This window comes from Syntrophorhabdales bacterium, assembly GCA_035541455.1.
GTDB lineage: Bacteria > Desulfobacterota > Syntrophorhabdia > Syntrophorhabdales > WCHB1-27 > JADGQN01.
On sequence record DATKNH010000139.1, the window covers coordinates 1 to 12,048 of the forward strand.

The 12,048-nt window shown below is 52.8% G+C and carries 10 protein-coding genes; 1 reads left to right on the forward strand and 9 read right to left on the reverse strand.

Annotation, left to right across the window (positions count from 1 at the left end; translation table 11 throughout):
- Positions 1 to 900 precede the first annotated feature (900 nt).
- Positions 901 to 1,818 carry a tetratricopeptide repeat protein gene (locus tag VMT71_15370; protein ID HVN25352.1) on the forward strand — a complete coding sequence of 306 codons (918 nt, stop codon included), beginning with the start codon at positions 901 to 903 and terminating at the stop codon, positions 1,816 to 1,818.
- Between the two features lie 54 nt (positions 1,819 to 1,872).
- On the opposite strand, the gene VMT71_15375 is transcribed toward VMT71_15370, so the two are convergent.
- The 9 genes from VMT71_15375 to VMT71_15415 form a co-directional block, all read right to left on the reverse strand.
- Positions 1,873 to 3,273, reverse strand: a complete 1,401-nt coding sequence (locus VMT71_15375) for an AAA family ATPase (protein ID HVN25353.1) — start codon at positions 3,271 to 3,273, stop codon at positions 1,873 to 1,875.
- Positions 3,263 to 3,799 carry a helix-turn-helix domain-containing protein gene (locus tag VMT71_15380; GenBank protein HVN25354.1) on the reverse strand — a complete coding sequence of 179 codons (537 nt, stop codon included), beginning with the start codon at positions 3,797 to 3,799 and terminating at the stop codon, positions 3,263 to 3,265. The genes VMT71_15375 and VMT71_15380 overlap by 11 nt, the downstream gene beginning before the upstream one ends.
- 221 nt (positions 3,800 to 4,020) lie before the next feature.
- Positions 4,021 to 4,626, reverse strand: coding sequence for a 2Fe-2S iron-sulfur cluster-binding protein (locus VMT71_15385; protein ID HVN25355.1), 606 nt, complete (start codon positions 4,624 to 4,626; stop codon positions 4,021 to 4,023).
- Positions 4,623 to 6,551, reverse strand: coding sequence for an NADH-ubiquinone oxidoreductase-F iron-sulfur binding region domain-containing protein (locus VMT71_15390; protein ID HVN25356.1), 1,929 nt, complete (start codon positions 6,549 to 6,551; stop codon positions 4,623 to 4,625). The genes VMT71_15385 and VMT71_15390 overlap by 4 nt, the downstream gene beginning before the upstream one ends.
- A gap of 9 nt (positions 6,552 to 6,560) precedes the next feature.
- Positions 6,561 to 7,013, reverse strand: a complete 453-nt coding sequence (locus VMT71_15395; protein ID HVN25357.1) for an NAD(P)H-dependent oxidoreductase subunit E — start codon at positions 7,011 to 7,013, stop codon at positions 6,561 to 6,563.
- 9 nt (positions 7,014 to 7,022) lie between these two features.
- Positions 7,023 to 7,790 carry a hydrogenase iron-sulfur subunit gene (locus tag VMT71_15400; GenBank protein ID HVN25358.1) on the reverse strand — a complete coding sequence of 256 codons (768 nt, stop codon included), beginning with the start codon at positions 7,788 to 7,790 and terminating at the stop codon, positions 7,023 to 7,025.
- Positions 7,791 to 7,818: 28 nt separating this feature from the next.
- Positions 7,819 to 10,956, reverse strand: a complete 3,138-nt coding sequence (locus VMT71_15405) for an FAD-dependent oxidoreductase (GenBank protein ID HVN25359.1) — start codon at positions 10,954 to 10,956, stop codon at positions 7,819 to 7,821.
- Positions 10,957 to 11,006: 50 nt separating this feature from the next.
- Positions 11,007 to 11,777, reverse strand: a complete 771-nt coding sequence (gene fdhD / locus VMT71_15410; GenBank protein ID HVN25360.1) for a formate dehydrogenase accessory sulfurtransferase FdhD — start codon at positions 11,775 to 11,777, stop codon at positions 11,007 to 11,009.
- Between the two features lie 39 nt (positions 11,778 to 11,816).
- Positions 11,817 to 12,048, reverse strand: a 232-nt coding sequence (locus VMT71_15415; protein HVN25361.1) for a (Fe-S)-binding protein, incomplete at its 5' end; no start/stop codon positions are given.

Here is a 12,048-nt window from a genome sequence, read left to right on the forward strand (position 1 = left end):
ACCTTCCTTATACCGCTTCACCCACTCGAAGAACTGGCTGCGACTCAGCCCCAGCACATCCTGGGCTTGACCCGCGCTCAGCTTTCCTTCCACATATCTGTTCAGAATCGCTTCAACTTGTTCGTCGCTTAATCTGTTGCGTAACTGTCTCGACATATCATCTCCTCTCTGGATACTGTGCACTGCACGGTACCTTACCATAGAGGAGTCCGGTTTTGATTCTCAGACAGTCCGGTTTTGAAATTTAGCTAACAGTAAAATGGTTGTAGAACTAAATCCTGAATTTACTCCCATCACTGGTCTGCTGGTCGGGTACTTAGGCCGATGGACACCAACATTATCAGACGCAATTTTCAAACTTCATTTGGTATCCTCCGCTAGCGTGTTACAGGAAGAAGTTAATACGGTGAATCCGTTGGCATTGGAAAGCTAGGGAAGGGGATTTCTCCCCCTCCCCGGGCCTGTCGTTTGTGCCCGTAATTGTGCCTGTGCCTCATAGGGAATCGCAAAAAACACCGACGATCACCGACACAATGAATAGCGGAAAAGCCACGTCAATTGGCGGATTGTGAGTAATATCAAGGGCTAGTGGATAACCCTATTTTTGGTATTTTTGGCTTCAAAGAGCAAGTGAGTAAGAACAGGTAAGAAAAGAGACAGGTAAAAGAAGAAGCAGGTTGAGATAAAACTAAAACAAAGGCTAAGGTAAGGACCAGGCAGGGGATCGGATACCCTTGCATTGGTCCTTATTATTTTTCGTCTAGCTGCTCTTTCTGTTACCTCCACCTTCTTTTGTTCTTGCCTGCTCCAATCTGTTCCAGTTGCCCCTCAACTTTTTTAGCGATTCGCCGATCATTTAGATTAGGGAGTGTGTCAGAATGGCCCGATGGAGTAGATGCATTGGCTGAGCAAAAGTCTGCGCGCGATTGGTTTGTCGAAGCCTGTCAGCTCGAGCAGAGCGAGGGCCTGCCCGAACGTGCAATTGAAGCGTATAAGGAGTGTCTCCGGATTGACAGCAACTATGTTGACGCCCTGACCAATCTTGGTTTCATCCACCTCGAAAGGGAAGAGTATGAAGAGGCCTTGAGGTGCTTTGCGCGGGTTGCCGAACTGGAGCCTGGTAACCCGGACGCATTCAACGATCTGGGCTACGTGTATGAGAAAATGGAGAGACTGGGCAGCGCGAGACAGATGTACGAACGCGCCCGGGAGGCCGATCCGAGCGACGCGGAGGCATACATAAACCTTGCACATGTCGCCGACCTGGAAGGCGACTACGAAGGCGCGATGCGGCAATACAAGAAGGCGATCCAGGCAAATCCTGAATCTGTTTCAGCTCACTTCTGCCTTGCTCTTCTCTATGACCGGCATGATATTTTTGATGAGGCGATGGCAGAATATCAGGAGGTTTTGAACTTAGACCCCCGCCATGTAAAGGCGCTCTTCAATCTGGGAAGTCTGCACGCTCAGAACGGACAGTACGACGAAGCCGTTGCCTGCTTCAAGTGGGTACTCAACCTCAACGATACGAACGCTGAAGCATGCAACAACCTGGGATCCGTCTACGAGGGGCTTGGCCGTTACGATGACGCCATTGAAATGTACAAAAAATCGATCATTTGCAAGTCTGTCCAGGAAGAAGCTCACTGCAATCTTGCAAGCCTTGAATATCGTCTTTGCGAAGGGCACTCGGACAAGACAAAGCTGCAGGGCATAATCGACAGGCTGCAGTTTGTCCTGTCGCTGAATCCTAGAAATGCTAACGCCCGTCAGATTTTAGAACGAATAGAAACAACAGCAGAGAGCAGCAGATTTTAATGAACCATCGTGCGGTTTGAGACGGTGCAGGAACCGCGCAGCCGGTAGTAGTGACTAGACGGCGCTTGCGACCTGATCGGCTTCGGCCTGTGCTATTTCCCGTTCAAAAGCGTTCAGGATGAGGCTTCTTATTTCGCTCCAGAGGGCGACGGGATCAACAGCTGTCTCACTCGTCAGCTGGGGATACTTGTCGAGGGTCTGCGCGGCCAGGCTTCCAGCAAGCTTTGCGCGATTCTCCCGGGTTGAGGATGTGGCCATCTTCAGGAGTTGCAGGGGGATGCCCACTTTAATTTTGAATTTTCCAAGCGTAGCCTCCTCGTACAGATCCGTGCGCGCGTCCTCGGAGTCAGGCTTGGATATCTGCTCCCGGAGGGCTCCGGTATCAGGTTCTGCGGCCTGTGGAGGCTCTGCTTCAGCCAGGGGTGCTGTTTCCGCAGGTACTTCCTCAAGTGGCGCATTGCTGGCGACAAATCCTAACCCGACCTCAGAAGGAACATCGGGTGGATTCAGAACTACGCCCTGGGGAATTTCTTCATCTCTACGTTGCTCTTCATCTTGTTTGAAGTCTCCGCTTTCCCGGGTGGCGCTGGGCGACAAGCGCTTACGCGGCTTTCTCTTCTGAAGCGCCGGCCCGGTGAGCTTCTGAAACCGCTCTGCGATTTGTTTTGCCGTGGGTCCATCGATCTGCTCAAATTCGTTAGTCTCTCCAGCCTTCAGGCAGAGTTTGCAGATCTTATTAATAAGGCGGGGAACGCCGTGGTCCGAGTACTCCCACAGCACGTCGATGGCATCATCAGTAAAGATCTTCCTTTCGCAGCCTGCCAACCTGAGGCGGGTTTCAACGTAATCCTTAATCAGTTCTGGGGATTGAATCTTGTCGATCCTGCAGTACGTCCCGATGCGTTGAAAGAGGTTGGCACGCCGGGGATTCTCGAGCCTGCGTGCAAGCTCAATCTGTCCTGCCAATACTATGGTAAAGAGATTTCTATGATCCTCCTGCATATTTGTAAGAAGCCTGAGGCTTTCCAGATTCCCCGGAGGAAGCGCGTTTGCTTCGTCTATGAATAGGAGGACTTTCTTACCCTCGTCAGCTGTCTGAAAGATTATCTTATTGAACATCTCCAGCAGGTCAATACGTTTCTGGATTTCACATGGTTGCCCGGTGAGTTGGCCCACTATCTCTCTCATGAGCTGCACGAACGACATATCCGGATTTGTTATGAAGGCGACCTTATACTTTTCCTGGGAAAGGTTATCGAGGATGAGCCTGAGAGAAAGGGTTTTGCCCAGACCAACATCCCCTACGATGACGGCAATGCATTCATTGCCCTCCTCTATGGCAAAAAGCGTCTCTGCTATGGTGTTCTCGACGGAAGCGTGTGACTCCACGTACATTGAAGGATCTGGAACATTGTCGAACGGCGGTTTTTTCAGGCCCCAGTATTCATAGTACATTGTTTCCCCCTTTCGGCCAAGCTTCCGCACTTTCACTTAGGTGCGCGAGAATATCTTCCAGTGAAAACCTTCTCAGCTTGCCGATCTTGTAGCTCTTCAGCTTGCCCTGTTTGACCATTCTTGTCAGAAAGGCTTTACTTACCTGCAGCATCCCGCATACATCTGGGATGGTGAGCAGCTTCGACAGATAGACCTGCTTGAAATAAAAATTGAACGTGACCTCGCCGTCTTCAGCACGTTGTATGTTGAGACTTGATCCGTCAGCCTCACCGCCCAGGAGAAGCTTGAAATAGGCGTGCGATTTGACGACATCTGCTTGCGTAGGAGTAAGCTCTATGGAGAGCTTCTGGTCATCGGGTGTCGAGATGTCGCCCCGCAAAGGGTAATTCCAATCAAGAGAGATGGTATTCGATGCCTCCAATGGTGTAGTCCTTGATCCGCTTGCCACACGCACCAGGCCTTCGGCCGCACTGAACCTTATCCCGGGCTCAGATTTTCTTCTCCTGACGATGCAAAGCTTTTCCATAATCCTTCTTATCGGCTCAGATGAAACTTTGCTTGAGCCCCAGGATGCCCACATGGTAATTATCGGCATCTTCGTGGAATGTATTAGAGTCGAATTATGAAGCGTGGTAGGAGGAATTCGGGCAAAAATACTGATACGTTACGTGTTGCGTACGTGCTGCAGGCGAGACGCGCGGAGGCCATACGAGCCTCCGCGACAAGATTAATGTAATGCCGCTTTATTTATTTTGTGGATTCTGAAGCGCGGGGGAACGCCAGTGCTTCCACCAGCACGTATGCCGCCTGGAGCGCCTCAGTGGGACACAACGGAAAACACTCCTTGCAGTTCCAGCACTCTTTGGCGGCTATTTCCGGGACGAAGGCGATCTCTTTTCGTATGCCCCGGTCTACAAAGCCGATGGCATTCTTCTTCTTGACCTCGGCACAATAGCGTACGCAGAGACCGCAGTGGATGCAAAAAGAGGGTTCTTTTTCAAAGCGATTCTTATCTGCACCATACTCTTTAGCCAGATCCTCGAATATAAACGCATCGGGAGCATGGGCCATCTGCAGCTCCAGGATCATTTTACGGATTCTGTCGATCTTCTCAGACCTGGTCCTTACGATGATATTTTTCTCCGCCGGATAGACGCAGGAGACCACAAGTCTTGTGGAGCCGCGACTTTCCACTTCGACAATGCAAAGGCGGCAACCGCCGAATGGTTCCAGTTTCTCATGGTAACAAAGAGTAGGGATTGCTATGCCTGCGCTCTTCGCTGCCTCAAGTACGGTCATCCCTTGCTTGGCCTTAACTTCTTTTCCATCGATCTGTAAGAGGATGTCGCTCATTTTTGTTTACTCTCCCTGACTATGGTTCTGGCTTCTTCAGGAACAGGAGGCGGAACCGGTTGTCCCGATATTTTTGTCACGGCGCGGAATTTAGGAGGACATACCTCGAAACACGTCCCGCACTTGGTGCATTTTTCCTGATCGACGATGTGGATCAGATTTTTGCCGCCTTTGATTGCATCGGACGGGCACTTCCTCGCACAGGTGGTACAGGCGTTGCACTTTGCCGGATCAATATAGTAAGCAATCAATTCCTTGCAGGAGAGGGCAGGGCACCGCTTCTCCTTCACATGAGCCTCATACTCATCTCTGAAGTATTTCAGCGTGCTCAGAAATGGGTTGGGAGAACTCTTGCCCAGGGCGCACAGCGCAGCTTCAATGGCTGTCTCCGCGAGTTGCTCCAGAAGCTCGATATCACCCTCTTTGCCCTTCCCTTTTGTAATGTTCGTCAGAAGCTTCAGCATCTGCCGCATGCCTTCACGGCAGGGCACGCATTTGCCGCACGATTCATCGGTGAGAAATTCAAGGAAATACCTGGCGACGTCCACCATGCAGGTGTCTTCGTCCATCACGATCATGCCGCCCGAACCCATCATGGAACCGGCCGCGGTCAACTCATCAAAGCCCACCGGCAAATCCAGTGACTCCTCCGGCAGGCAGCCGCCTGACGGCCCGCCGGTCTGCACTGCTTTAAATTTCTTTCCGCCCGGAATGCCACCGCCTATCTTGTAGATGATGTCGCGCAGCGGTGTGCCCATGGGCACTTCCACCAGGCCGGTGTTGGTTATTTTCCCGACCAGAGAGAAGATCTTGGTACCTTTACTGCTTTCGGTGCCATACTGGGTAAACCAGTCAGCGCCGTTGTTGATGATAAGAGGGACATTGGCCCACGTTTCAACATTGTTCAGCACGCTGGGTCTCCCCCAGAGGCCTACCACGTTAGAACGGATATATTTTGGTCTCGGTTCTCCAGCCCTGCCTTCGAGAGCGGTCATCAATGCGGTTGACTCGCCGCACACAAACGCTCCCGCGCCCCTGTGCACCTTGACCACAAAATCAAAACCTGAACCCAGGATATTTTTCCCCAGAAGGCCGTATTCCGTGGCAATCTTGATAGCCATATTCACGTTCTCCACGGCCAGCGGATATTCCTGGCGCACGTAGATGTAGCCTTCATGCGCCCCCACCGCATACGCGCCGATGGTCAGTCCTTCGAGAACTGCGTGGGGATTGCCCTCCAGTAAGCTTCTGTCCATGTAGGCTCCGGGGTCGCCCTCGTCAGCATTGACGATAACATACTTGATATCGCCGGGAGCATTCCGGGTTCCTTCCCACTTGACGCCTGCCGGAAAACCGCCTCCGCCCCTACCGCGCAGGTTGGCCTTCTTCACTTCCTGCAACACCGCATCGGCGCTCATCGTGGTGAGCGCTTTCGCTAACGCCTTGTACCCGCCGATTGCCAGATAATCCTCGATACTCTTCGGATCGACACTGATGTTGGCGCCGAACACGATTCGTCCCTGGTTCTTGTAGAAGGGGATCTCAGATTCATGAATGATTTTTTCTTTGGCAGCCGGATCGGTGTAAACGAGGCGATCGATGATCTTCTTCTCCTTGATGGTCTGGGAGACGATTTCAGGGACATCCTCCGGTTTGATCTGGAAGTAGCATATTTCTTCCGGACGGATCACGATGATGGGGCCGCGCTCACAAAAACCGTGGCAGCCGGTCTTCCTGATGTCCACCTGTTCTTTGAGGCCTTGTTTCTCGATCTCCTCTTCAAGCTTTGCTGCCACTTCCCTGCTTCCAGAGGCGTGGCAGGCAGACCCGGAACAGAGGGTGATGCAAGGCTTGTTCGGATCCCTCTTGGAGAGGATTTCTTCCCTTAATGCTTCCAATTCAGCGGGCGATTGTATCCGCGACATAACGTATCCTTACTGGTAGTTTTTAAGTACGTCGGCAGTCTGGGCCGGCGTCATTTTTCCGTGCGTTTTCCCGTCGATTTCCATGACAGGACCTAGCGCGCAGCAGCCGAGACAGTTGACAATCTCAAGCGAGAACTTCAGATCCAGGTCTGTCTCGCCCGGTTTGATGCCGGTCAACCCCTCGACAGTATCAAGCACTCGGGATGCACCGCGGACATGGCAGGCGGTACCCATGCAGATATGCACCTGATGCCGTCCCTTCGGAACCAGACTGAAGGCTTTATAGAAGGTGGCAATGTGCTGTATGCGGGTCATGGGAACCTGCAAGCGTTCTGCAACGCGTTCCAGTGCTTCCTTGGGAAGCCAGCTGTTCTCTGCCTGGATGTCAAGCAGTACCTGGATGAGCGAACTGGCTTCGCCATTGTGCTTATCAATGATCTGGTCGACTCTCTCTTTGTTCATAGACTTTCCTCACGCGAGCGCATAGCGTTTCTCGCTTTCATCGTACTTCACCAGTCGTTGCCTGGATGAGCTGTTCAGGTACTTTGATACTTCCGACGGGCTCAAGCCGAGGCTCTTGGCGATTTCTGCCGTCGACAGGGGCCTTTCGCGAAGCAGCGAGATGATCTGTCCTATTGCGAGCTTTTCCACGATGGTCTGATTGAACAATCTATTCAGTTCATCGCTGGAGTAGAACTTGTGATAAGCCTCTTCGCTCATCACGGGTGCCCGCAATCTCTCCCTCTCCACAAGCCTGATGTACGGGATGAGTTCCGTCACCGTTTCAAGCTTGAACTTCAGCTTCTCCTCGTCCAATCCCTCAATTGTGCCGAGGGGTCCCAGCTCTTTTATCTTCTTGACGAAACTATTCACGTTCTCAGCAAAAAGGTTTGCTTCAGCACCCGACATGAAGGCCATCCGCAGCCTCTCAGGGTTGATGCCCACATGCTCCAGTACTTTTCTGAGAAGAAGCACCATGTTGAGTGTGTGGTAATTCCCATGCGTCATGTAGTTGCATTCACTCAGATGGCACGCACCGATAAACACACCATCGGCCCCTTTTGAGAAAGCCCTGAGTATGAATGACGGGTCGACTCTCCCGGAACACATGACGCGGATGAGTCTCATTTCGGTTGTATATTGCAGTCTGGAAACTCCAGCCAGGTCAGCTGCGCCGTACGCTCACCAGTGGCAGACGAAGCCCAGGACCTTTGGCTTAAATTTCTTTGGTACGCTCATTCTTTCTCACCCCCTTCATAGGCTGTACTTATCCTCCGACGGCCTTTTCAACCTCACGCGCGGTCTCTTCATCTACTACCGCCGCATCGATTTCGCTCAGCACCTCGTCATCCGTGTAGTGCTTCAACTGTATGGCGTTGGTTGCACACTTGGTGTTGCAGAGGCCGTCACCTTTGCAGAGCACAGGGTTGACTTTGGCCTTTCTGCCCTGAGGTGTTTCGTAGAACTCGATTGCGCCGTACGTGCAGGCTGTGATGCACGCGCCGCACGAAATGCACTTGTTCTCGTCAACTTCGCACACAGAACCAGAGGCAACGACCGTATCATGAGAGAGAAGCGTCAATATCCGGCCAGCGGCCCCGTAGGACTGATTGATGGTTTCCTGCATGAACTTCGGATAGTGCGCGAGCCCGCACAGATAGACGCCGTCTGTCGCGAACTCGACCGGCCGCAATTTCACGTGGGCTTCTTTGAAGAAGCCATCGGGACTGAGCGTTACCTTAAAGAAGCTGGCTACTTCCTTGGTCGACGCGGAAGGGAGCACCGCGGCAGCGAGGGCAAGGATATCAGCATCCAGTTCCAGCTTCTTCCCCAACACGTAATCTATTGCGGTCACCTTGAGGACAGACCGGCCGTCCTCTGCTTCGCCCGGTTCGACCGTGGGCGGAGCCGTCTGCTCATAGCGGATGAACCGCACGCCTTTGTCTGCCGCTTCCCGGTAAAAGTCTTCTTTGAGGCCATATGTTCTTATATCCCTGAACAGGACGTAAATATCCATGTTCGGGTTCTTCTCTTTGAGCAGGAGGGCGTTCTTTACAGACTCGCTGCAGCACAGTCTGCTGCAGTAGTTTCTCTCTTCGTTCCTGCAGCCCACGCACTGGATCATGACGACGCTCTGGGCACCCGTGACCTTTTCGTCTCCCTGCGCGATCTTTTCTTCGAGTTCGAGGTGCGTGAGGACCCGCTCATCCTGCCCGTACAGATATTCGGTAGGTGTGTACACGTCGGCGCCTATGGCGATCACTGCTGCGCCATGCTTTATCTCGGTCATTCCCCTGTCAGACTTTACCTTTGTCACGAAATTGCCGACGTAGCCGCTCGCATCCGTGATGGTCGCATCCGTATAGACATGGATTTGCGGGTGTTTGTAGACTTTTTTGGTGAGATCCCGTAGATAGGCCTGTACATCGAGACCGTCGAGAGTAGTGTGGATCTTCCGGGCGATGCCGCCGAGGTCTTTCTCTTTTTCCACGATATAGACCTGGTGGCCCTGGTTGGCAATCGAGAGCGCAGCGGTCATGCCGGCTACGCCGCCTCCTACCACCAGTGCCCGTTTGTCAACGGGAAGGTCAAATTCCTGCAGAGGCTCAAGATTGCAGGCCCGTGCAACCGACATGCGGATAATGTCCTTTGCTTTCTCTGTCGCTTCTTCCTTCTCTTTGGAGTGCACCCAGGAGCAATGCTCTCTGATGTTGGCCATTTCATAGTAGTACTGATTAATCCCTGCTTCCCTCAGGGTGTCTCGGAACAGAGGTTCGAGGGTCCTCGGGGAACAGGCAGCGACGACCACGCGATTGAGCCCCTTTTCCTTTGTGACGTCAGTGATCTCTTTGGCGGAGTTGGTAGCGCAAGAGAATACCTGGTTCTGGGCATGGACCACGTAGGGTAGGGTCTTGCAATATTCCACCGTGTCAGCAATGCCCACGACACTTGAGATATTCGCGCCGCAATGGCACACGAAGACACCGATCCGCGGCTCCTCCTGCGAGACATCCCGTTCCTCGGGATAGATCCGTTCCTTGGTCAGATTTCCCCGCCTGTAATCAAGGAGTTCACCGATCTGAGCGCCGGCACCGCTTGCGCTGAAGACCGACTCGGGGATATCTACAGGGCCCTGGAAACCGCCGGTCACGTAAATGCCCGGCCTGTTGGTTACCATGGGGTTGGCCTCGTTGACTTTGCAGAATCCATGATCGCTCAGTTCAATGCCATATTGCTTTGCAAGTTCCGCAGCGCCCTTAGGAGGATTGAGTCCGACCGAGAGCACTACCATGTCGAATTCTTCTTCCTTCACTCCCTCGTCGGTCGTGGAATACCGTACGAAGACATTCTTGGTGACCGGGTCTTCTCTTACTATCGACGTGTAGCTTCTGAAGAAGCGCACGCCAGGGAGGTTTTCCGTTCTCTGGTAGTACCGTTCAAAGTCTTTGCCGTAGGAGCGCACGTCGTTGTGGAAAATCGTGCACTCTGACTCCGGGTGATGATCCTTTGTCAGAATAACCTGTTTCTGGGTATAGGTGCAGCACACTGCCGAACAGTAGCTGTTGCCGCCTTCCAGAACCTGCCTCGACCCTACGCATTGAATCCAGGCGAGTTTTTTCGGATGTTTCAAATCGGAGGCGCGCAGTATCTCGCCGCCGTACGCGCCGGTGGAAGAGAGCAGCCGTTCAAAATCCATGCTGGTTACGACGTTCTGGTACTCGCCGTAGTGGTATTCCTCTCTCACTCTTGGGTCAAAAGGCTCGAGGCCGGCAGAGAGTATAATGGCGCCTACTTTTAACTCTTTCTTCTCCGGTTCCTGCTTCAGATCTATGGCGTTGTTCTTACAGACTGCCTCGCAGATACGGCATTTCTTTTCTTTCAGGTAGAGGCAGCTCTCATCGATATATGCCACGAGGGGTATCGCCTGTGGGAAGTAGATGTGAACGGCTTTATTCTTCGATATATCCTGGTTGAACTCATCTGGATACTTTACAGGGCAGTATTCCACGCACGTCGTACAACCCGTGCATTTATCTTCAAGGATGTAGCGGGCCTTTTTTGTGACGGTTACAGTAAAATTCCCGACTGTTCCTTCTACACTGTTAACGTCAGTGTAGGTGAGTACCTCTACGTTCGGATGCCGGCCGACCTCGACCAGCTTGGGTGCGAGTATTCACATCGAGCAGTCGTTGGTCGGAAAGGTCTTGTCGAGCTGGGCCATATGGCCGCCTATGCTCGGTGCTCTCTCGACCAGGTAGACTTTAAAACCGGCGCTGGCAAGATCGAGTGAGGCTTGAATGCCGCTGATACCCCCACCGAGGACCATCACATCGCCGACATTATTGTCCCCTAGATTCTTACAGAGCTGCTGCATGTTTTCCTTGAGCGTTATTACGTTTTCCACGTTCTACACCTCAGCGTATGTATCTTCCCGGATAATCGGGAGTATTTCACTTAATTCAGAGAGCAGCCAAGCCGCTCCGGATGAGAATAAACCGTCAAGCGGCTCCCTGCCGCACGGCCAACCAGGGCAATGCCCAGGTCACGAGCAAGCGATACAGCGCTGCCCGTGGGGGTGTGTCGTGAAACGACAACCGGTGTCTGCATGCGTGCTGCCTTCAGCAACATCTCTGAAGACACGCGACCCGTGGTCAGAACCAGCCGATCCTTCGTTGAGACTCCCGTCGCAAGGCATTCGCCCTGTATTTTATCCAGTGTATTATGTCGCCCTATATCCTCTGTCACTACGAGAAGATGTTTTGTGTCAGAGAGAGCGGAAGTGTGTACGCCGCCGCTAAGCTGATAAAGATCCATCCGCTCCTGAAGCTGCTTCATCAAAGAAAGTATTTCCCCGGGCGCAATGACCATGTCGGATTCGACCCTCTGCGCATCTGTCCTGAAGCTCGCGCCACCGCCGCACCCGGAGGTGAGCCTCCGCTTCGCAGGCAATTCAAATTCAGGGTTGCTCAGCCTCACATCAACTTCCGACTCCTCGTCGCACACGCGCATCATCATCACATCACTCATGCCCGAGATAATTCCCTCTGAATAAAGAAAGCCGAGCACGAGAAAATTTTGCTTTGTCGGCGTGCAGAGTATGGTAACCAGTTCCCGTAGATTGACATAGATTGTAAGCTCTCTTTCAATAGGAACGTGAGCAGGGCTTCTGACCCATTTTTCCTCCGAGAAGCGGTCGCACACCACATCTGCTGCGACACCTGCCATATCTGGCTGATTCCTCCTGTGCTGCACGCCTCTCTTCCTCTACATCACTTCCTGCACTATCTCCGTTATATCCTTCACCTGTATATCATCCGCATGGTTGAGCACGAGCCTGGAGTCCTCCAGCGCCGTGACGCAGTAAGGACAGGCAGTCACCAGCTCCTCTGCGCCGAGGGAGAGCGCCTGTTCCACTCTCAGGTTGGAGAAGCGCTCATGCTTTTCCGTCTCTGCCCAGACCCTGCCGCCGCCCATGCCGCAGCAGAGGCTCTCGGTA

Bases quoted from the DNA above. Each gene is read 5' to 3' on its own strand.
- VMT71_15375 (HVN25353.1), bottom strand. From the start codon at position 3,273: ATGTACTATGAATACTGGGGCCTGAAAAAACCGCCGTTCGACAATGTT.
- VMT71_15380 (HVN25354.1), bottom strand. From the start codon at position 3,799: ATGGAAAAGCTTTGCATCGTCAGGAGAAGAAAATCTGAGCCCGGGATA.
- VMT71_15385 (HVN25355.1), bottom strand. From the start codon at position 4,626: ATGAGCGACATCCTCTTACAGATCGATGGAAAAGAAGTTAAGGCCAAG.
- VMT71_15390 (HVN25356.1), bottom strand. From the start codon at position 6,551: ATGTCGCGGATACAATCGCCCGCTGAATTGGAAGCATTAAGGGAAGAA.
- VMT71_15395 (HVN25357.1), bottom strand. From the start codon at position 7,013: ATGAACAAAGAGAGAGTCGACCAGATCATTGATAAGCACAATGGCGAA.
- fdhD (HVN25360.1), bottom strand. From the start codon at position 11,777: ATGGCAGGTGTCGCAGCAGATGTGGTGTGCGACCGCTTCTCGGAGGAA.